Raw genomic sequence first — 20,482 nt, 5'->3', positions numbered from 1 at the left:
GTTGCGTTCATTCGGCAGCACTTTATCTGCACCGGTCAATTGATGTGAATCTGCATCTGTTCTTTTTTGCCCGGCGGGTCCACACTAGTCCCCATGTCGAATCTGTTGGGCGCAGTGCGCGCCGTTCTCTGGAGTTTCATCGGGCTGGGCGGACGCCGTGCCGATGCCGACAAGCGGACCGCGCAGGTCGGCATCCTGCCGCTGATCGGCGTGGCGCTGGTCCTGGTGCTGCTGTTGATCGCCGGGCTGCTGGCCCTGGCGCACTTCGCAGCCAGCACATGAAGGCCCGCCTTCGACTCGCCGCGACCGCGCTGCTGCTTCTGTTGTCCGGCCTGGCGGGCATTGCAGGTGCCGCAACGCCCGCAGCCGTGCCCGACACCATCGAGCAGCGCGTGGCCGCATGCATTGCCTGCCACGGCCGCGAAGGCGCGACCACCAATGCCGGCTACTTTCCGCGTCTCGCGGGCAAGCCGGCCGGCTATCTCTTCAACCAGCTCGTGAGCTTTCGCGACGGGCGCCGCTCCAACAGCGACATGGCGTACATGGTGCAGCACATGTCCGACGCCTACCTGCGCGAGATTGCCGAGTACTTCGCGGGGCTCGACCTGCCCTATCCGCCGATCTCGCCGCTCAGCGACGCCAAGCCCGAAGTGCTGGAGCGCGGCCGAGTGCTCGCGCTGCAAGGCGATGCGGAGCGCCGGCTCCCGGCCTGCGTGCAGTGCCACGGCGCGGCCCTGACCGGCGTGCAGCCCGCCACCCCGGGCTTGCTGGGCCTGCCGCGGCTCTATGTGGCGTCGCAGCTCGGCGCCTGGCTCACCAACGAGCGGCATGCGACCGCGCCCGACTGCATGGCCGAAGTCGGCCGCCGCATGTGGACCTCGGACGTCAACGCCGTGGCGAGCTGGCTGGCAACGCAGCCGATGCCGGCCAACACGAAAGCGGTTGCGTCGCTGCCGGCGCCGATGCCGATCGCCTGCGGCGGTACCGCGAAGTGACGAAAGAAGCACCCATGAGCCTGCTGCGACGCACCGGATGGGTGGCGCTGGTGCTGATCGTGCTGCTGGCGCTGGTCTCCGGCGTCCTGGTGGCGATGAACCTGCGCGGCGAGGACGCGCTGCCCGGGCAGGCCGAGAGCTTCAATGCCACGCCGCAGCTGGTCGAGCGCGGCCGCTACCTTGCATTGGCCGGCAATTGCGCGGGCTGCCACACCACGCGCGGCGGCCGGCCCTATGCGGGCGGCCTGCCCATCGAGACGCCCTTCGGCACCATCTATTCGAGCAACCTGACGCCCGATGCGCAGACCGGCATCGGCAGCTGGAGCAGTGCGCATTTCTGGCGCGCGATGCACAACGGGCGCAGCAAGGACGGGCGCCTGCTGTACCCGGCATTTCCGTATCCCAACTTCACCAAGGTGACGCGCGAGGATTCGGACGCGATCTACGCCTACCTGCGCAGCGTGGCGCCCGCATCGGAGCAGAACCGTGAGCACCGGCTGCGCTTTCCGTACGACACGCAGGCCGCGCTGGCCGTGTGGCGTGCGCTCTCGTTCAAGCCCGAGGCCTTCGTTGCCAACGCGGGCAAGCCGGCCGAGTGGAACCGTGGTGCCTACCTGGTCGACGGGCTGGGCCATTGCATCGCTTGCCACGGCAGCCGCAATTCGCTGGGCGCCACCGAAACCAGTCGCGGCCTGTCGGGCGGGCTGATCGCGGTGGAGAACTGGTACGCGCCGTCGCTCGCCGATCCGCACGAGGCCGGCGTGGCCGACTGGCCGAGCGCCGATGTCGTCGCGCTCCTCAAGACCGGCGTTGCCCCGCGCGGCTCGGTCATGGGCCCGATGGCCGATGTGGTGTTCCGCAGCACGCAGTACCTGAGCGATGCGGACCTGACGGCGATGGCGAGCTACCTGAAGGACCTGCCCGACGTGCCGAAGAGCGAAGAGCCCGCCAGCGCCAAGACCCCGATCCGCCGCGATGCCGGCACGATGGCGCGCGGCGCGAAGATCTACGACCAGCGTTGCGCCTACTGCCACGGCGACCAGGGCCAGGGCGCAATCGGCGCCTATCCGCCGCTCGCTGGCAATCGTGCCGTCAACATGGCGCGGTCGACCAACCTGGTGCAGGTCATCGCGCACGGCGGCTTCCTGCCCACCACGGCGGGCAACCCGCGCCCCTACGGCATGCCTCCGTTCGGCCAGACGCTCGACGCGGCTGAAGTGGCGGCGGTGCTCACCTACATCCGGGGCTCATGGGGCAACGACAGCGCCCCCGTCACGCAGCTCGACACGATGCGGCGCTGAACGCCGCGCGGCTCAGGCGGTGTGCGGGTGCCGCGCGGCTTCGTACAGCGTGCGGGCGAGGTCGCGGTGCCTTGCCAGCAGGGGCGCAAGCTCGAGCCCGGTGAACTCGCCCCCACGGATGCGCACCGCGCCGCCGATCACGCTCAGCGACACCGATGCCGGCGTGCAGAACACCAGCGCCGCCACCGGGTCGTGTCCTGCGCCCGCATGCGCGACGCCGCGCATGTCGAAGGCCACGATGTCCGCCGACATGCCCGGCGCTAGCGCGCCTATGTCGTCGCGCCCCAGCACGCGTGCGCCGCCCAGCGTGGCGATCTCCAGCGCCTCGCGTGCCGTCATCGCCGCCGGGCCATGGCCCACGCGCTGCAGCAGCATGGCCTGCCGCGCCTCGCCCAGCATGTGCGCACCGTCGTTCGACGCGCTGCCGTCCACGCCCAGCCCCACCGGCACGCCCGCGCGCCGCATGGCGCCGATGGGCGCAATGCCCGAGGCCAGCCGCATGTTGGAGCACGGGCAGTGCGCCACGCCGGTGCCGGTGCGGCCGAACAGCGCGATGCCGGCTTCGTCCAGCTTCACGCAGTGCGCGTGCCACACGTCGCGGCCGACCCAGCCCAGGTCTTCCGCGTACTCGGCCGGCGTCATGCCGAACTTCTCGCGCGAGTAGGCGACGTCGTTGTCGTTCTCGGCCAGGTGCGTGTGCAGCGACACGCCGCGCTCGCGCGCCAACTCGGCCGACAGGCGCATCAGGTCGCGCGACACAGAGAACGGCGAGCAGGGCGCCAGCACGATGCGGCGCATCGAATGGCGCGAGGCGTCGTGCCAGCGGCCGATGAGGCGTTCGCTGTCGCGCAGGACGGCTTCCTCGGTCTCCACCACTTCGTCGGGCGGAAGGCCGCCGGCGCTGCGGCCCACGCTCATGCTGCCGCGCGCCGCGTGGAAGCGCATGCCCATCGCGTCGGCCGCCTCGATCGAATCGTCGAGCCGCGAGCCGTTGGGGAACAGGTAGAGATGGTCGCTGGTGGTGGTGCAGCCCGAGAGCATCAGCTCGGCCATCGCGGTCTGCGTCGACACGCGGATCATCTCGGGCGTGAGGCGCGCCCACAGCAGGTAGAGGTTGGTGAGCCAGCCGAACAGCTCGGCGTCCTGCGCCTCTGGCACCGCGCGCGTGAGGCTCTGGTACATGTGGTGGTGCGTGTTGACCAGGCCCGGCATCACCACGTGGCCGCGAATGTCGATGGCCTCGGCCTGGCCGCTGCGCAGGGCTTCGTGATACGCGATGGGCAGTTCGGCGGTGGGGCCTGCCCAGGCTATAGCGGGGCCGTCGCACACCACGGCGCCGTCGGCGATTTCGCGCCGCGCGGCATCCATGGTGACCAGGATGTCGGCGTGTCGGAGGATCAGCATGGCGGCATTCTTGCCCCGGTCAGGAGCGGGAGCAAGCACAAGGCCGGCCGAGGTTCAGGGCTCGTTGCTGATGCCGCTGCTCACATGCCCCGCGGGGACATGCCGCGAAGCCGCATCCACATGCCCCGTCTGGTCGTCGAAGAAGAAGTCGGGCTCGAACTCGCGCAGGAACTCGCCCTTGGGCAGGCCACCGAGGAACATGGCCTCGTCGACGCGGATGTTCCACTTCATCAGCGTGCGGATGGCGCGCTCGTGCGCCGGCGCGCTGCGCGCGGTGACCAGCGCGGTGCGGATGCGCATCTGCGCATTGCCGGCCATCTGCAGGCGATGCAGCGCCATCAACAGCGGCTTGAACGGGCCCTCGGGCAGCGGCAGGTCGGCCTTGCTGAGTTCGTGCGCCTGGAAGGCGTCGAGGCCCTCGGCCTGGAACACACGCTCGGCCTCGTCGGAGAACAGCACGGCGTCGCCGTCGAAGGCGATGCGCACTTCGTTCGGCCAGGCGTCGCTTGCCTTGACCGATTCGACCAGCACGCGCGCGGCCGGGAAGCCGGCGTTGAGCGCCTCGCGCACGTCCTGCGCATTGACCGACAGGAACAGGTGGGCGCGCAGCGGGCGCAGGTAGCCGAAGGGCGGGCGGCCCTGCGTGAAAACGCCGCGCTGCAGCTTGATGTCGGCGGCCGCGCTCGACCTGAAGATGCGCATGCCCGAGACCGGGTCGTTGCGCGAGAGGATCACCACCTCGACGCGCTGCACGCCGTCGTCGTTGAAGCGCAGCAGCTTGCGGATCAGCGAATACGCGATGCCTGGCGCGGCCGGCACGTCGATGCGGTCGAGCTGCAGCTTCATGTAGCCCTCGTTGTCCCCCGATTCGAAGAGCGTGTTTTCTTCTTCGAGGTTGAACAGGGCCCGCGAGGAGATCGCGACCACGAGCTTGTCTTCCAGAGTTACCGGCATGGCGCGCCTCCGTGGATCTGTCTTCTTCCGGCAGGTGCGCCGCGCACGGCCGCCCGAAGCGGCCGCACCGCCCCCTGCAAGGGGGTTGGAGGCCACACGAAGTGGGCAAGCCTGGGGGTTTGCCTCATTTCACGAACTGGTTCAACTGGATGATCGGCAGCATCACCGCCAGCACGATCAGCATGACCACGCCGCCCATCGCCACGATCAAGAGCGGCTCGAGGATGGTGGCCAGGTGCATCGCGCGGCGCTGTACTTCGGCACCCAGTTGGTTGGCCGCGCGCTGCAGCATCAGCGGCAGGGTGCCGGTCTGCTCGCCCAGGCGCGCGAACATCGACACGAGGCCGGGAAAGCGCTTCTTCTGCGCCAGCGCCGATGCCAGCGGCGCGCCTTCGCGCACCAGCACCAGCGCGTCGAGCGCGTCCGCCCGCATCGCGCGGTTGCCCAGCGTTTCGGAGGCCGCCTGCAGCGCGCGAAGAATGGGCACGCCGGCCGTGGCCAGCATGGCCAGCGTGCTCGCGAAGCGGGCCGCGTTGTAGCCGCGCGCGAGCTTGCCCACCAGCGGCAGCCTGAGCCAGGCCGCGTCGAACTTGAGGCGGAAGGCTTCCTGCGCCAGCGCCAGTCGCATGCCGACCGCGCCCAGCACGACGGCGCAGAGCATCCACCAGCCGTAGTTGCGTACGCCCGCGCTCAGCGACAGCATCACCGTGGTGAGGAAGGGCAGCGAGCGCTTGGTGCCCGCGAACACCTGCGCCACCTGCGGCACCACATAACTTACGAGGAAGATGACGATGACGATCGCCACCAGCGTGACGATGGCCGGATAAAGCGCGGCGCCAATGAGCTTCTGCTGCAGCGCCTGGCGCTCTTCGAGGTCGTCGGCCAGGCGGTCGAGCACCAGGCCGAGGTTGCCGCTTTGCTCGCCGGCGCCGATCACCGCCGTGTAGATGGGCGAGAACTCGCGCGAATGCGCCGACAGCGCCCGCGCGAAGGGCGAGCCCGCGTTGACTTCGGCGCGCAGCGAGGCGACGAGGTTGCGTTGCGGCTCCGATTCGGCCTCGTCGGTGAGGGCAGTGAGCGCGCGTTCCAGCGGCAGGCCGGACGACACGAGGCCCGCGAGCTGCCGCGTCCACACGGCCAGGCCGGTGGAGTTGAAGACCCGCTTGCCGCCGCCGAGCCAGCGCGACATGCCGCTGCGCTGGCCGGTGCCGTTGACGTGGTCGCTGCCGACAGGCTTGACCGACAGCGGAATGAGCGCCTGCGCCCGAAGCAGGCTGCGCGCGCTGCGAGCGGTGTCGGCTTCCAGCACGCCTTCGCGCGACTGGCCGCTGGCATCGATGGCTTCGAAGGAATAGGCGGGCATGGGGCGGCCGGGGCGCTGGTCAGTCGCGCGTGACGCGCAGCAGTTCGGCGCGCGATGTGATGCCGGCCTGCACCAGCCGCTCGCCGTCTTCGCGCATCAGGCGCAGTCCGCCGCGCGCGCCGGCCTGCAGCAGCTCGCTTTCGGCGGCCTTGCTGTGGATCAGCCCTTGCACGGTCTCGTCGGCCACCAGCAGCTCGAAGATGCCGGTGCGACCCTGGTAGCCGGTCTGGCCGCAGACCTCGCAGCCGGCGCCGGCGCACGCCGTGCAGACCTTGCGCACGAGGCGCTGCGCGAGCACGCCCAGCAGCGACGAACTCAGCAGGAAGGGCTCCACGCCCATGTCGGTGAGGCGGGTGACGGCGCTGACGGAATCATTCGTGTGCAGCGTGGCCAGCACCAGGTGGCCGGTCAGCGAGGCCTGGATGGCGATCTGCGCGGTCTCGAAGTCGCGGATTTCGCCGATCATGATGACGTCGGGGTCCTGCCGCAGGATGGCGCGCAGGGCCTTGGCGAAGGTGAGTTCGATCTTGGCGTTGATCTGCGTCTGGCCCACGCCCGGCAGCTCGTACTCGATGGGGTCTTCCACCGTCATGATGTTGCTGCGGCTGGCGTCGAGCCGGGCCAGCGCGGCGTACAGCGTGGTGGTCTTGCCCGAGCCCGTGGGCCCGGTCACCAGGATGATGCCGTGCGGCTGCGCGATGAGCTTCTCGAAGCGCTCCAGCGTGTCGCCCTGCATGCCCACCGATTCGAGCGTGAGCTTGGATTCGCTCTTGTCCAGCAGGCGCAGCACCGCGCGTTCACCGTGCGCGCTGGGCAGCGTCGACACCCGCACGTCGACCGCGCGCGTGCCGATGCGCAAAGAGATGCGCCCGTCCTGCGGCAGCCGCTTCTCGGAGATGTCGAGGTCGGCCATGATCTTCAGGCGCGAGATCAGCGCGGCGTGCAGTGCGCGGTTGGGCTGCACCACCTCGCGCAGCGTGCCGTCGATGCGAAAGCGCACGGACGAGGTGCGCTCGTAGGGCTCGATGTGGATGTCGCTGGCGCCGTCGCGCGCGGCCTGCGTGAGCAGCGCGTTCAGCATGCGGATGATGGGCGCGTCGCCGGCGCTGGCCAGCAGGTCTTCGACCGCCGGCAGCTCCTGCATCATGCGGGACAGGTCGGCTTCGTTCTGCACCTCGCTCACCACCGCGGCGGCGCTCGATTCGCCCTGCGCATAGGCCGCGCTGATGCGCTGCGCCAGCGGGCCGTCAGCCAGCACCTCGAAGGCCTGCACGCCGTACTTGCGCGACACCTCGCCGACCGCGCTGCGCGCCGGATGGCTCGACATCCACAGCGTATAGCTGCCGTCGTCGGTCTCCTCGAGCAGGAGTTGCTGGCTGCGTGCGAACGCGTAGGGCAGGGGATAGCGCATGGGCGGGATCAGCGGGGCGTGTGCGTGGTGCGTGGCTTGGCGAAGAGGAATGGTAGGGGCATCAGGGCAGTTCGCGCGCGGTGGCGGGGTCGGCCGTGGGCGGCAGCGTGCCGCGCAGCGGGCTCGGCGCCAGCCGGCGGTTGTCCGAAGCCGGGCGCGGCGGCGGAATGAGCTGGGTGCCTTCGATGCGCGACTCGACGCGCCGGGGCGGCTCTGCGCTGCGCGCCGGCGGGGCCAGCTCGGGCAGCACGTTCGCGCCGTCGACGCCGCGCAGCATCACGTTGGACGTGTCCGGCTGCGAGCGCTGCTGCATGCCGCGGATCTCGTCGTAGCGGTCGTAGGCAAAGGCCTCGGTGGAAACGGCATCGCGCATCACCGCCGGGCGCAGGAACATCATGAGGTTGAGCTTCTCGCGCGTGCGGGCCTGGCTCTTGAACAGGTTGCCGAGCACGGGAATGTCGCCGGCCACCGGCACCTTCTCGACCGTGTTGTTGTAGGTGTCCGACAGCAGGCCGCCGAGCATGACGAGGCCGCCGTCTTCCACCAGCACGCTCGATTCGATGGAGCGCTTGCTGGTGGTGGGACCGTTCGGGTTGTTGACGGTGTTCGGGTCGACCGTGGAGGTCTCCTGGAAGATCGTCAGCTTCACGGTGCCGTTCTCGTTGATGGTCGGGCGCACGCGCAGCGTCAGGCCGACGTCCTTGCGCTCGACGGTGGTGAACGGATTGACGCCCACGGAGCCCGAGGTGCTGGCGTACTGGCCGGTGACGAAGGGCACGTTCTGGCCGATCACGATCTTGGCCTCTTCGTTGTCCAGCGTCAGCAGGTTGGGCTTGGACAGCACGTTGGAGTCCTTGTCGCTGTCGAAGAAGCTGGCAATCGCGCCCAGGATGTACTGGCCGCCGATCTTGCCGGCAATGCCCAGGTTCAGGCCCGAGGTCAGGTTGAGGTTGGCCGGGTTCTTGGTGGCCAGCGCCTGCGTCAGCGTCAGCAGGTTGGCGCCCGCCACCGAGGAATTGGTGCCGAGCACGGCGTTGTTGCCCAGCGCGCTTTGCCACTGCACGCCGAACTTCGCGGCGGCGGTGTCGCCCACTTCGACGATCAGCGCCTCGATCATGACCTGCGCGCGGCGGCCGTCGAGCCGGTCGATCACGGCGCGCATCTGGCGGTACTGCGGCTCGGGCGCGGTGATGATGAGCGAATTGGTCGACGGATCGGCCTGGATCTGGCCGCCGGTCGAGGGCTGGTTGGCGTTGTTGAGCGGTGCGCTGGCGGCGGGCGAGCTGCCGCTCTGGCCGCCGCCGCTGTTCAGGTTCACCTGCATGGCCTGCGGCGCGCTCTGCTGCGGCACCGAGCCGCCGCCCGCCGCGCCGGGCTGCCCCGGGGTGCCGGACTGCTGGTTGGCGGCCATGGCCGCGCGCAGCGTGGCCGCAAGGCGCACCGCGTCGGCGTTCTTCAGATACACCACGTAGATGTTGCCGGCCGCGCCGTTGCTGCTTTCCGCGGCGGGGCGGTCGAGCTTCTCGACCAGCGTGCGCACCAGCTGCACGCGCGCCGGGTTGGCGGCGCGAAGGATCAGCGAGTTGCTGCGCGGATCGGCCAGCAGCGTTGTGCGGAACGATGCATCGGTGCCGCCCGGCGCGGCGGCGGCGCCCGGTGCGCCCGAGCCGCTGCCGTCGACCAGCCGCGTGAGCAGCGGCACCATGTCGGTGGCGACCGAGTGCTTGAGCTGGATGACCTCGACGTCGGACGCATTCGGCACGTCGAGCGACGCGATGATGCGGGCCAGCCGGCGCATGTTGTCGGCGTAGTCGGTGATCACGAGCGAGTTGTTGCCCGGGTTCACGTTGATGGTGTTGTTCGGCGGAATCAGCGGGCGCAGCACCGGCAGCAGGCTGTTCGGCGACTCGTAATTGAGCCGGAAGATCTGCGTGACGATCTGGTTGCTGCCGCTGGACGAGACGGCGCCGATGGAGGTGTTGACGGCGCTGCTCTGCAGCTTGGCGTCGGCTTCGGGCACCACCTTGTAGAGGCCGTCGGCCTCCACCACCGCGAAGCCCTGCAGGCGCAGCGCCGAGGCGAACTGGTTGAACGCGGCCGCCGGCTGGATGGCGCGGTCGGTGACGAGGTTCATGGTGCCCTTGACGCGCGGATCGACCACCACGTCGCGGCCCGTGACCACGGCCATGGTGCGGGCCACGGCCTCGATGTCGGCATTGGCGAAGTTGAGCGTGATCGGCTCTCCGCGGCGCGGCGCGTCGCCGGTCTGCGCGAAGGCCGCGGGCGCGGCCTGCAGGAACGTGGCCGCGATCAGCACACGCACGGCGAGCGCGACGGTGCCGGTCGAAAACAGTGGCTTCATCATGAGGATCAACCCAGGGTGATGATCGAACGCGCGTTGTCGCGCCGTCCGATGATGTTCAACAAATTGGAAAGTGCGTCTTCGCGGCCGGGCGCGGCATTGGCTTCGCCGTTGAAGCGGAAGGTGGTGCCGTTCCAGCTGCCGCTGCCGTTCAGTTCGAGGCTGCCTTCGCGCGTGCTGAGCAGCAGCGTGGGCCGGTTGCCGCCTTCGAGCGTGAGCCGGTAGCTGCCCATCGGACGCAAGGTCGACAGGCTGGAGGAAACGTCGGTGGCATCGAGCGTGGCCTGGCCCGCGATGCGCAGCGCGGGGCCGTCCCATTGCATTGCGAAGGCCTTGGTGGTGAGGTCGAGCGCACCGTCGAGCTTGAGCGTGTTCCAGGGCGCGCCCAGGCCGGTGAGCATGCTTGCGGGCCAGCGCGAGCGGCTGTCCTGCCACTCGAGTTGCATGCCGCCGGCGCGCGGGCTGGCGCGCAGCTGCAGCGGCTGGGCCGCGCAGCAGGGCAGGTCGAGGCTGGCGGAGATGCCGCCCCAGCCCGGACGCATGCGCCAGTGCAGCAGGCCGGGCAGCGACACCGCCTCGGCGCCGCCGGCACCGCTGGCGAACACCACGGCGGCCGTGCCGTTCCAGACGGTGCCGCGCGGATTGGCCAGCACCAGCCGGCCCTGGCTCCAGCCCGACAGCGCCGCCGACAGCCAGCGCGCCGGCGCGAACATCAGCACCGTCAGCACCACGCCGATCGCGATGCCAAGCAGCGCCCAGCGCCAGCCGCGACGCGGCGCGGGACCGGAGGAGAGAGGTCGGGTCAGCATGCGGGATGGCTCATCGTGCGGCGGGCAGCGCCATGACGACGGTGCCGTCCCAGCGGACCTGCGGCGTCGACGAGGCGTCTTTTTGGCCGGCGGCGGGCGTGGTGGCAACGGGGGCGCGGGTCAGGTGCGCCTCGCGCGGCACGGCATGGGCGTTGCCGCGTGCCTGCCCGAGCCACTGGGCGACGGTGTTCGCGGGCACCGAACGCAGCGTGACGGTGGCGGCGCCGTCGCCGCCGGTCGTCATGAGTTGGGCGTTGCCGTTGCCCAGGCCGTCGCGCACGGATGTTTCGAGAGCGCGCATCGCGTCGTCGCGGTTCAGCCGCGGCTGCGACTGCAGCGCCTTGGCGCGGTTCTGCAGGGTGGCCATCTGCTGAAGCTGGGCATCGAGCTGCGCGTGTTCGGCCGGTGCCGCGGCCAGCGTGCGCAGGGCGGGCGCGAGCGCGATCCACCAGAGCAGGGCCAGCGCCACGAGCGTGACGGCGATGGCGACCATGCGCCGCTCGCGCGTTTCCAGGGTGGCCCAGCGGGCCTTGAGCTGTTCGCTGAAGTTCATCGGGTGGCCTCGGCCTGGACCAGCAGCAGGTCGCCTTCGGTGCGCACGTTGTAGCCGCGCGGCGTCAGTGCGTTGGTGATCTGCGAGACCTCGGAAGGCTGCAGGCCGAGCCCGCGCAGGCGCAACTGGCCGGCGCTGTAGTCGACGGCGGTCGGGGTCTTGCCGGGCGGGAGGTTGGTGGCGAGCGCGCCGACCATGGGTTCGAAGTCGCTGCCGACCACGTCGCCCACGGCCTGCTGCAGCGCCGCCACTTCGCGCTGCATCTGCAGCGGGGCGTCGACCACGATCTTCACCGAGGGGAATGTCTGGGTCAGCATGGCCCTGGCGGCCTGGCGCTTGGAATCGAGCGCATTGCGCTCCTTCCAGGCCCAGGCGTTCAGGCCGATCAGCTGCGTCAGCAGCAGCACGGCCACGCCCCAGCGCGCGGCGCGCCATTCGGGGGCGTAGCGCAGCGTCTGCAGCACCGACGCGAATTTCTTGCCGGCGCGCGCGCGGCCGGTCGCGGCAAGGTCGAACTGCGCGAGTTCCCAGGGCGTGCGCGCGGCCTGCAGCCAGCGCTGCGGCGTCTGCACGATCGGCACGCGTCGCTCCAGCAGGTGCTCGGCGGCCTCGGCCACGGCGGGCTCGGTGGTGATGACTGCGGTGTCGAGCGGCAGGCCGTCCGACAAGGCCAGCCCCGCGCCGGCCAGCGGCAGCGAGACCACGCCGTCGGCGTCGCACACCGTGAGCTGCGGTGATTCGGGTTCGCCTGTGATCTGCAGCAGCGGCGGACCGTCGGCCGGCTGCGGTGCGAACTCGGGGACGATGCGCACCACGCGCCGCCCGGCCGCTTCGAGCCCCTGCACCACGCTGCGCAGCCAGATTCGGTTGCAGGCCGCGACCCACACGGGCGCGCCAGCCTTGGCGTCGGGTTCGAGCGCGAAGTGCAGGGCTTCGGGTTCGTCGAGCAGGTGTTCTTCTAGCAGGCCGTCCAGCACGGCGCGCAGCTTCGAGGCGCTGCCCATGCTGCCCTTGGGCAGGGTGACGCGGTGCCACGACAGCGCCGCGGAGGGAATGCCGAGCATGACTTCAGTGCTCGATGGCAGGAGCGCCAGCAGCGCGCGGCCTTGGTTGCGCAATGCAATGCCGTCGTCGCCTGCCTGGGCCCAGTCGTACTCGCTCGCGGCATCGGCCGGAGGGAGGGGGGCAATGAGCAGCAGGGGAGTCATGTCGATCTTGGAAAAGCCGATGATTGTAGGTGGGCGTCTTACAGGCTGACGCTCTAATTTCGATAGCGTAACGTGTTGATATGACGGGCGTTGTAAGGCTTTTCGTTCAGAAAAATGCCTTCCAAATCAGGGTTTGACCGGAGAGTTCGTTGCGCCGGCGCCCCGTGTGCGCCAGACCGTCGTCACCGTGACACCGTTGCGTTGTAGGAGCGAGTGCTCCTCGACCCAGGTGCGGTCGAGCCTCAGCTTGCCGTAGACCTCGAAGAACTGCGTTCCCACGCCATGCTGCGCGGCATTGAAGGGCGTGCCGCCGCTGGGCAGCGCGGCATTGGCTGCGGCCAGGTCCTTGAAGAAGGCGCGCGTGCGGCGCTCGACGAGCTGGCGCGCGTTGGCGATGCTGAGCGACTCCATGCTCGCGCTGATGGCTTCGGCGCTTGCCGTGTTGATATTGAGCGTGGTGCGTACCGGCAGGATCGTCACGTAGGGCTCCAGTGCCGCGGCGGTGGAAGGCGAGAGGCCGAGCCACACCAGTTGCGAGACCTCCTGCGGCATCAGCGGGGCGCCGCTGCCGTCTGCATCGCCGTCGCTGGACAGCGCGCCCACGAGCCCCGCCGTCATGCGGTTGAGCTCCGACAGCGGCAGGCCCAGCAGGTTGAACAGGCGGGTGAAGGTGGCCACGCTGGCCGGCACCGGCTTGCCGCCGTCGACCAGCGACAGCACATTGAGCTTGGACTGCGCGTCGACGATGCGTCCCGACAGGAACGCGTCGGGCAGGCCCTCGAGGTTGTCGCTGGCCACGTTCTTCTCGGCCGACAGGAAGCTGGTCAGCCGGGCTTCCTCGAGCGGCACGGCCCACGGTTCGCCCAGGTGGTCGGGGCCGCCGGCGCGCCCGTCTTCGGACAGGATCAGGCGCGACCAGTCGAGTGCGCCGATCAGCACCCACGCCGCCTGCACGCGCGCGCGCTCGGCGCCTTCGACCTCGGAAGCGCGCCACTGCTGCCACAGCGCGGCGGCCGCGAAGGTCGCGACGAGCATGACGGTGAGCATTGCCGCCAGCAGCGCGGCGCCCGACTGGTTGCGTTGGGTCGTCGTGCTCATGATTTGGGCGATCCCACGGTCGGCCGGACCCAGTCGCGCGTGAGCGTGCCCGAGAGGCCGTCGCCCGGAGGCAGGCTCAGCACCAGGCGCACGCCGTCAGGCATCGCGATGACGGGGCCCGCCGGGTTGTTGGGGTTGGGCGCGACGCTGGACAGCTGGCTGGCGGGCACCCAGCTGTTGTCACGGAAATAGAAGAGTTGCCATCTGTCGACGGGCACCAGCGCGGTGTCTGAGGCGCCACCGGTCTGCGTGCCGCCGTCCTGCGACCAGGCGGCGGCGAGGTTCCAGGCCTGCTGCCATTCGCCGCGCGTGGTGAAGGGCAGCGACTGCCAGCGCCTCCAGCGCATGCCGTCAGGGCCGGCCCGCAGCGCCCAGGCCACCACCAGCACCGAAGGCGACGTGGTGTCGCTGCCGCGGCGGGTGAGCCGCAGCACGCGGCCGTCCCAGTCGATCGGGCGGGTCTGCGCTAGCGTGGTCATGGCATCGAGGTCGGAGCCCCATTGCGCGAGGGTGGCTTGCAGGGTAAGGACAGCGTCGGCGCGCTGCTTGTTCTGGGTGGTGGCGCGCGACATGCTGTCGAGCCCGCGCCAGCTCACGAGCGAAAGCAGCGCCATCACCGCGATGGCCACCAGCAGCTCGATCAGCGTGAAGCCGCGTGAGGATGCGCCCGAACGGGCCTGGCGGGCGTCGTGCATCAGTAGCGTCCGACAACGGTGGAGATGCGCAGGATCGGCGCATTGGCCTCGTCGCGCACCTGCACGTCGACGCGGCGGAAATTCGGGTTGAGCGTGGGCGTGGTTGTCGTCGTCACGTTGAACGACAGGCCGGCCTGCGCGCAGATGGAGCCCGAATCACCCACGGCCGGCATCTGTCGCGCGAGGCGGGCCTTGGCGAGTTCGTTCTCGGCGCACAGGTCGGCCAGCACCAGGTCGGACTGGCGCTGCGCGTTGCGCGTGAGCGACATCGTGGCCTGCGAGCCGGCGGCAAGGGCAATAGCGACGATGCCGAGCGCGATCAGCACTTCGATCAGCGTGAAGCCGCGGTTGTGTGCCTTGCGCGAAGCGGGTGGGGCAAGCCTGCTGCGGGTCATGGTGCGTCGGCAAAGACGGTGAACGGGCGCAGCCCGTCGGTGGCGATGCGCAGCGTGCGAGCGGGCGGGCCGGCGGAATAGAGCGTGACCTGCTGCGCCGGAATGATCGGATCAGGGCCGAGCTGCAACACGGGCACCGGCGTGCCGTTGGCGAGCGCGGGCTGGGCCGTGATGCCTTCGGCGGCCCAGCCACCAGGCAGCGCGTCGGGCGGCAGGCCGTCGAACACGAAGCTGCCTTCCACCGGGCGCCAGCGCACAGCGACGCCGCTGGCCCGCGACTGCGCGCGGGCCGATTCGAGCAGGGCGGCGAGCCGGTCGGCTTCGCGGTCGAGCTTGGCGGCGTTGGTGTCGCGCATCGCGAAGCTCACGGCGGCGGTGGCGATCGCGATGATCGCGATCACGACGATCAGCTCCAGCAGCGTGAAGCCGGAGGATTGGCGGGGAGGCTGGTTGCGGCGCCGCGCGCCTGTGCCGCTACTGCCAGCTGCCGATGTCGGCATTCTTGCCTTCGCCGCCGCTCTGGCCGTCGGCGCCGAACGAAAGCACATCGACCTCGCCCTTGATGCCCGGGTTCATGTACTGGTAGGGGTGGCCCCACGGGTCGTTGGGCAGCTTCTCCACGTAGGGCTTCCAGTTGGGTGCGGCCGGCCCGGTGGTCGGGCGCGTGAGCAGCGCCTGCAGGCCCTGCTCGGCGGTGGGGTAGCGCTGGTTGTCCAGGCGGTAGAGCTTGAGCGCCTGCATGAGATTGTTGATGTCGGTACGCGCTGCGGTCACGCGGGCGTCGTCGGCGCGCTCGATCACGTTCGGCACGATCAGCGCGGCCAGCACGCCGATGATGACCAGCACCACCATCAGTTCGATCAGCGTGAAGCCGCGTTGGGCGGTGCGGGTAGCGGCACGAAGGAATTTGTTCATAGGTTGGACGACATGATTCGGAAAGCGCGCTGCATGATAATCCGCGGCCATGACAAGTCCTTACTCCGCCGCCCGCTGGCATGCCCCACTTGCAACCACCGGAGTTTGGGCGCTGGCCGCTGGTGCCGCGGTGTTCTGGGCACTCCGGCTGGCTTCGCCTGCGGATCCCATCGCCGCGGCGGCATCGATGCCGCGCGCTTCGGTGGCGGCCGATTCCGATGCGGTGGCCCGCCTGCTGGGCGTGCTGCCCACGTCGAGCACGGCGCCGGTAGCGCCGGAAGCCGCGAGCCGCTTCGCGCTGTCCGGCGTGGTCGCGGACCCGTCGAAGCAGGGGGCGGCACTGATTGCCATCGACGGCAAGGCGCCGCGGCCGTTCCGCGTCGGCTCCAAGGTGGGTGACAACTACGTGCTGCAGTCGGTGGGCCTGCGTTCGGCAACGCTAGGTGCACAGGTCGACGGGCCGGCGGCGTTCACCCTGCAACTGCCGGTGCGCGCGCCTATCAGCGTGAGTGCGTCGCCGGTGCTTCCGACAGTGACTTCGCCCACGCCGGTCGTCGTGACGCCTGTCGGACTGCCGCAGGCCGCCCCGCCCGCGGCGATGGCGCCGTCGCCGATGCCAGCGCAAGCGCAGTAACGCGCACCACGCGAACGACGAATCAAGCCGGTCTTGCGCCGGCTTTCGTTTTTCCGTCTTCCGCTCAGGCTTGCAGGAAGAGCCGGTATGCGGGGTTTGCCGTTTCCTCGACGTAGGGATAGCCCAGCGTTTCGAGGAAAGCCGTGAACTCCGTGGACTCGCCAGCCGGCACTTGCAGCCCGACGAGGATGCGGCCGTAGTCGGCGCCCTGGTTGCGGTAGTGGAACAGGCTGATGTTCCAGTTCGGCCGCATCAGGCTCAGGAACTTGAGCAGCGCGCCGGGCCGTTCCGGGAACACGAAGCGCAGCAGGCGCTCGTCGTGCGCGAGGCCCGTGCGTCCGCCGACCAGGTGCCGCAGATGCTCTTTCGCGAGTTCGTCGTGCGTGAGATCGAGCGAGTCGAAGCCGTGGTCATTGAAGGTTTGTGCGATGGTGGCCGACTCGCCGCGCGCCGAGGTAGTGAGGCCGACGAACACATGCGCCTTGGCGGCATCGCTGATGCGGTAGTTGAACTCCGTCACGTTGCGCGGCGCGCCGCCGCCTTCGGCATCGCTGGCTGGTATTTCGCTGATCAGCTCGCAGAAGCGGCGGAAGCTGCCGCGCTCTTCGGGGATCGTGACGGCGAAAAGCGCCTCGCGTTCTTCGCCGACCTCGGCACGCTCGGCCACGAAGCGCAGCCGGTCGAAGTTCATGTTGGCGCCGCAGAGGATGGCCGCGTAGGTCTCGCCCTGGCGCCCGTGTTTGGCCGCGTATTCCTTGATCGCGGCCACCGCGAGCGCGCCCGCGGGTTCGACGATGCTGCGCGTGTCGACGAAGATGTCCTTGATGGCTGCGCACACTGCGTCGGTATCGACGGCGATGTAGTCGTCGACGAGTTCGTTGGCGATGCGGAAGGTCTCCTCGCCAACGAGCTTGACGGCCGTGCCGTCGGAGAACAGGCCGACGTCCGGCAGATTCACGCGCCGGTGTGCCGCGACCGATTGCATCATCGCGTCGGAGTCGTTCATCTGCACGCCGATCACCTTGATCTCGGGGCGCACGGCCTTGATGTAGTTGGCCACGCCCGAGATCAGTCCGCCACCGCCGATCGCGACGAACACCGCATCGAGCGGCCCCTGGTGCTGGCGCAGGATTTCCATTGCGATCGTGCCCTGGCCTGCAATGACGTCGGGGTCGTCGAACGGATGAACGAAGGTGAGGTTTTGTTGAGCCTGCAGTTCGAGCGCGTGCAGATACGCGTCCGAATAGCTGTCGCCATGCAAGACGATTTCACCGCCGAAACCGCGCACTGCATCGATCTTCAATTTGGGTGTCGTCACCGGCATGACGATGACGGCGCGCGTACCGAGCTTGCGCGCGCCCAATGCGACGCCTTGTGCGTGATTGCCGGCCGATGCGCAAATCACGCCGCTCGCCAATTGCGCCGCGCTCAGATGCGCCATCTTGTTATAGGCGCCGCGCAGCTTGAAGCTGAAGACCGGCTGCTGGTCTTCGCGCTTGAGCAGCACTGTGTTGCCGAGTCGCTCGCTGAGCGCACGTGCCTTCTCTAGCGCGGACTCGACTGCGACGTCGTAGACCCGGGCGTTAAGTATTTTTCTGAGATAGTCGGCGGGCGTCAGCGCCGGAGTAACAGGTGCATTGCGCACGATTTTTTCCAAGGGAGTTTTCGGTTGTTAACTGTTGATGATAAGAGGCATCGGGATTGCATGCGGGATATGACATGGACACAAATGTCATAAACCTCTTCAACAAAGCCCCTGCCGCAAATGATTCGGGATTTTTTGGACGCACCTATCCCGCGATTCATACCACCGCCAATCAATTTACGATTGAGCAAAATCTGTTATCAATTTCTGTCAGTGATCTTTCAAAAGGGCTGATGCAGGCGGAGGCCGCACGCGTTCAACGAAAAGAAATTGGGCGTGCCACATGGCAGGTGATGGGCAACAGATTGCGCGCGCACATCGTTCCGCTGCTGGGTGATGTATCTGCGCAGTCGTTTGCAACTGCGGACGCGCAACGTTTGATCGATCACCTCGGAGAGCAGGGCTTCACCAGTACGACGATCGCCCAGTACCTCGTATTGCTGCGCAAGGTGGTCATGCACGGCGTGCACATCGGCGTGCTTCGCGACGCGCCTCCTTTTCCGAAGGTCAAGGTGCGCAGCCAGCCACGCGGGAGCTTCAGCGTGGCGGAGTACCGGACGATCATCGAAACCGCGCGCAGCTTGCGCGGGCACTCGCATCCGGTGCTCGAGCAGCTTGCAGCCGGCGAACGTTTCTGGATTGCGCGCGAGTTGCTTGCGATGCCGGACGAGTTGCCTTGGCTGATTCGCTGGATGGTCAACACCTTCGTGCGTCCGAGCGACATCAAGCTCATGAAGCACAAGCACATCGAGGTCGTGCGCGGCAAGCATGTCTATCTGCGGATGAACTTGCCGGAGACCAAGCGGCACAGCCAGCCCATCGTGAGCCTGCGTCCTGCGGTGCGCGTGTATGAATGCTTGCTCGCCTATCGCGGCGAGCATGGATACGGCGGCGCGGAAGACTACATCTTCATGCCGCAGTTGAAGAACCGCGAGCATGCGCTGGCGGTACTCAACTTCTTCTTTCACTGGGTGCTCGAAAAGGCCGGCCTCGAGAAGGGGCCGTTGGGTCAGTCGAGGACGCTGTACTGCTTGCGCCACACCGCGATCACGTTGCGGCTCTTGTACGGGCAAGGGATCGACATGCTGACCTTGGCGCGCAACGCACGCACGAGCGTCAACATGGTCGAGCGTTTCTACGCATCGGTATTGAGCGGAGAAATGAATGTGGGGCTGCTGCAAAGCCGGCGTAGCCGGGGCAGCTGAAGAAGCGGGAGAGACAGGACAAAAAGCCGCCCGGCGTGAGCCGGGCGACTTGAGGCTTTGCTGTTGACTCGAACTGGCAGGAGCCAGCATCGGGATCAGACCGAGAAGATCAGAAAGCGTGACGGATGCCGAAGTCGTAGCCCGTCGAGGTCTTCGGCGTGAACACGCGATCCGTAACCTTGTAGAAGCCAGGGCCGCCAACGGTCAGGGCGGCACCGTTCTTGTTGCTCACGCGAGCGACCGTTGCGTATAGGGCGGTGCGCTTCGACAGGTTGTGCACGTAGCCGATCGCCAGCTTGTTCGCCTTCGGGTCGAGGTTGTTGGCGGGGTTGAAGTAATCGAACGGCAGGTTGCGGTCGTACTTGACGGCCGAGTAGGACGCGCGGATCAGGCCGGCGCCGACGGGCACGGTCACGCCGATCATGTAGCCGGTCAGGTCGACGTCGGGACGCGCACCTGTGATTGGCGTGATTGCGTAATCGCGCGAGTTCTTGGCACGTGACAGCTCGCCGAACAGCTTCGCCGGGCCGAAGTCGTACGAGGCGCCCAGGTTGAAGGTCTTCACCGAGTCGGTGGTGCCGGCGTAGAACTGATCGCCGACCGTGCTGTTGCCATAGGCCATTGCCACGTCCAGAGGGCCGTTGGCGTAGCCGATGCGACCACCGATGTAACGGCCGGCGCGGCTCTTCGAGGTGGCGCTGTCCGCCGGGGTGAATTGGCCGCCGCTGTACTTGTCGTTCTCGTGGAACGCGTACATCACTTGGCCGTAGAAACCACCGAGGTTAGGCGGGAGGAAGTAGCCGATCGAGTTGCTGGCGCGAGAGTAGTTCTGGTTGCCGCCGAAGCCGCCAGTGTCCTTGGCGCCGCCCGTGGTGACGTTGTAGCCGTTGGCCGTGTTGATCAGATTGGAGCCCACGCCGTTGTTGCCGAACGGGTCGAACACGTTGTCGTTCCAGAACGTGGGGGTGTAGTCACGACCCAGGCGGATTTCGCCGAAACCGCCCGACAGGCTCGCGGTCGAGCGACGCGAGAAAGTCGAAACGCCAGTGGCGCCGTCGTCGTTGGAGATCGGAGCTTCGAGCCAGAAGCTGGCAGCCAGGCCACCACCGAGGTCTTCCGTACCACGGAAGCCGAGGCGACTGGTGTTGTAGCCAGAGTTGGCCAGAGCCGTGCGGCTGACCTTGACGCTGCCCCGATTCGTGTAGGTGGGAGCGCCGAAGTTGTTGTTCAGAACGGTGGGCTTCAGGTCACGCGAACTGTTCGAATAGCCGCTGATAGACGCGTCGACCACACCGAACAGGGTGACGGACGACTGGGCCGAGGCAACACCGGCGACAGCCAGGGCAGCCAGAGCAACTGCCCTTTCGGCGCGAAAACTAGAGTGGCCTCAGGGGGCGCTGGGGTGGCCCGGAAAGAAAAAAGCCCCGAGCTTTGCAGCTCGGGGCTAAATCCACCAATTGGAAGGGTGGAGGAGACAACTGGGTGCGCATACGTTTGCGCAATGAAATAAAGTATATCGGCTCTTTGTTGCGATG

Annotated in this window: 20 protein-coding genes; 5 read left to right on the top strand and 15 right to left on the bottom strand. The window is 68.3% G+C overall.

All coding sequences use genetic code 11. The annotated features are described in order from the left end of the window. Positions 1-93: 93 nt before the first annotated feature. From ACQY8B_RS19125 to ACQY8B_RS19115, 3 genes are read left to right on the top strand one after another with little or no spacing between them, the layout of a single operon-like run. On the top strand, positions 94-282 hold the full coding sequence (locus tag ACQY8B_RS19125) for a DUF2970 domain-containing protein (RefSeq protein WP_422088147.1): 189 nt from the start codon (positions 94-96) through the stop codon (positions 280-282). Continuing rightward, the gene (locus ACQY8B_RS19120; RefSeq protein ID WP_422088146.1) at positions 279-995 is read left to right on the top strand and encodes a c-type cytochrome; all 717 of its coding nucleotides are present in this window, start codon (positions 279-281) and stop codon (positions 993-995) included. The genes ACQY8B_RS19125 and ACQY8B_RS19120 overlap by 4 nt, the downstream gene beginning before the upstream one ends. Positions 996-1,009: 14 nt before the next feature. Beyond that, complete coding sequence (locus ACQY8B_RS19115; RefSeq protein WP_422088145.1) at positions 1,010-2,296, top strand: c-type cytochrome; 1,287 nt, start codon at positions 1,010-1,012, stop codon at positions 2,294-2,296. A gap of 12 nt (positions 2,297-2,308) precedes the next feature. On the opposite strand, the gene ACQY8B_RS19110 is transcribed toward ACQY8B_RS19115, so the two are convergent. The 13 genes from ACQY8B_RS19110 to gspG all read right to left on the bottom strand — a co-directional run bounded on the left by ACQY8B_RS19110 (position 2,309) and on the right by gspG (position 15,463). After that, the gene (locus ACQY8B_RS19110) at positions 2,309-3,700 is read right to left on the bottom strand and encodes an 8-oxoguanine deaminase (protein ID WP_422088144.1); all 1,392 of its coding nucleotides are present in this window, start codon (positions 3,698-3,700) and stop codon (positions 2,309-2,311) included. 54 nt (positions 3,701-3,754) lie between these two features. After that, a complete protein-coding gene (locus tag ACQY8B_RS19105) occupies positions 3,755-4,654 on the bottom strand; it encodes a 5'-nucleotidase (protein WP_422088143.1) in 900 nt (299 codons plus the stop codon). Positions 4,655-4,778: 124 nt separating this feature from the next. Beyond that, a complete protein-coding gene (gene gspF, locus ACQY8B_RS19100; protein WP_422088142.1) occupies positions 4,779-6,017 on the bottom strand; it encodes a type II secretion system inner membrane protein GspF in 1,239 nt (412 codons plus the stop codon). A gap of 19 nt (positions 6,018-6,036) precedes the next feature. Next, positions 6,037-7,428, bottom strand: a complete 1,392-nt coding sequence (locus ACQY8B_RS19095) for a GspE/PulE family protein (protein WP_422088141.1) — start codon at positions 7,426-7,428, stop codon at positions 6,037-6,039. Positions 7,429-7,489: 61 nt separating this feature from the next. Next, positions 7,490-9,793: a type II secretion system secretin GspD gene (gene gspD, locus ACQY8B_RS19090; RefSeq protein WP_422088140.1), complete on the bottom strand. Its 2,304-nt coding sequence runs from the start codon at positions 9,791-9,793 to the stop codon at positions 7,490-7,492. A gap of 5 nt (positions 9,794-9,798) precedes the next feature. Continuing rightward, positions 9,799-10,599 carry a type II secretion system protein N gene (gene gspN / locus ACQY8B_RS19085; protein ID WP_422088139.1) on the bottom strand — a complete coding sequence of 267 codons (801 nt, stop codon included), beginning with the start codon at positions 10,597-10,599 and terminating at the stop codon, positions 9,799-9,801. A 10-nt stretch (positions 10,600-10,609) separates the two neighbouring features. Continuing rightward, the gene (gene gspM / locus ACQY8B_RS19080) at positions 10,610-11,152 is read right to left on the bottom strand and encodes a type II secretion system protein GspM (protein ID WP_422088138.1); all 543 of its coding nucleotides are present in this window, start codon (positions 11,150-11,152) and stop codon (positions 10,610-10,612) included. Further along, positions 11,149-12,360 (bottom strand): type II secretion system protein GspL, encoded by a 1,212-nt coding sequence (gene gspL, locus ACQY8B_RS19075; protein ID WP_422088137.1) that lies wholly within the window; start codon positions 12,358-12,360, stop codon positions 11,149-11,151. The genes gspM and gspL overlap by 4 nt, the downstream gene beginning before the upstream one ends. Positions 12,361-12,486: 126 nt before the next feature. After that, on the bottom strand, positions 12,487-13,458 hold the full coding sequence (gspK, locus tag ACQY8B_RS19070) for a type II secretion system minor pseudopilin GspK (protein WP_422088136.1): 972 nt from the start codon (positions 13,456-13,458) through the stop codon (positions 12,487-12,489). Then, entirely contained in the window at positions 13,455-14,153 is a 699-nt protein-coding gene (locus ACQY8B_RS19065; RefSeq protein ID WP_422088135.1) for a PulJ/GspJ family protein, read from the bottom strand. Before ACQY8B_RS19065 ends, gspK begins: the two co-directional genes overlap by 4 nt. Next, entirely contained in the window at positions 14,153-14,548 is a 396-nt protein-coding gene (gspI, locus tag ACQY8B_RS19060; RefSeq protein WP_422088134.1) for a type II secretion system minor pseudopilin GspI, read from the bottom strand. Before gspI ends, ACQY8B_RS19065 begins: the two co-directional genes overlap by 1 nt. Next, positions 14,545-15,048 (bottom strand): GspH/FimT family pseudopilin, encoded by a 504-nt coding sequence (locus ACQY8B_RS19055; protein WP_422088133.1) that lies wholly within the window; start codon positions 15,046-15,048, stop codon positions 14,545-14,547. The genes gspI and ACQY8B_RS19055 overlap by 4 nt, the downstream gene beginning before the upstream one ends. Next, positions 15,023-15,463, bottom strand: coding sequence for a type II secretion system major pseudopilin GspG (gene gspG, locus ACQY8B_RS19050; protein ID WP_081268515.1), 441 nt, complete (start codon positions 15,461-15,463; stop codon positions 15,023-15,025). Before gspG ends, ACQY8B_RS19055 begins: the two co-directional genes overlap by 26 nt. Positions 15,464-15,512: 49 nt before the next feature. Here gspG and ACQY8B_RS19045 point away from each other — a divergent pair, with 49 nt between their 5' ends. After that, positions 15,513-16,097, top strand: coding sequence for a type II secretion system protein N (locus ACQY8B_RS19045; protein WP_422088132.1), 585 nt, complete (start codon positions 15,513-15,515; stop codon positions 16,095-16,097). 64 nt (positions 16,098-16,161) lie between these two features. Here the strand turns inward: ACQY8B_RS19045 and ilvA are convergent, their stop codons facing one another. Next, positions 16,162-17,754, bottom strand: a complete 1,593-nt coding sequence (gene ilvA, locus ACQY8B_RS19040) for a threonine ammonia-lyase, biosynthetic (RefSeq protein ID WP_422088131.1) — start codon at positions 17,752-17,754, stop codon at positions 16,162-16,164. A gap of 62 nt (positions 17,755-17,816) precedes the next feature. Between ilvA and ACQY8B_RS19035 the strand changes: the two genes are divergently transcribed. Further along, complete coding sequence (locus ACQY8B_RS19035; RefSeq protein WP_422088130.1) at positions 17,817-18,947, top strand: hypothetical protein; 1,131 nt, start codon at positions 17,817-17,819, stop codon at positions 18,945-18,947. A gap of 109 nt (positions 18,948-19,056) precedes the next feature. On the opposite strand, the gene ACQY8B_RS19030 is transcribed toward ACQY8B_RS19035, so the two are convergent. Continuing rightward, positions 19,057-20,298: a porin gene (locus ACQY8B_RS19030; RefSeq protein ID WP_422089078.1), complete on the bottom strand. Its 1,242-nt coding sequence runs from the start codon at positions 20,296-20,298 to the stop codon at positions 19,057-19,059. Positions 20,299-20,482 lie beyond the last annotated feature (184 nt).

Source organism: Variovorax sp. (genome assembly GCF_965279555.1).
Classification (GTDB): Bacteria; Pseudomonadota; Gammaproteobacteria; order Burkholderiales; family Burkholderiaceae_C; genus Variovorax.
This window is presented reverse-complemented; position numbering and strand designations above follow the sequence as displayed.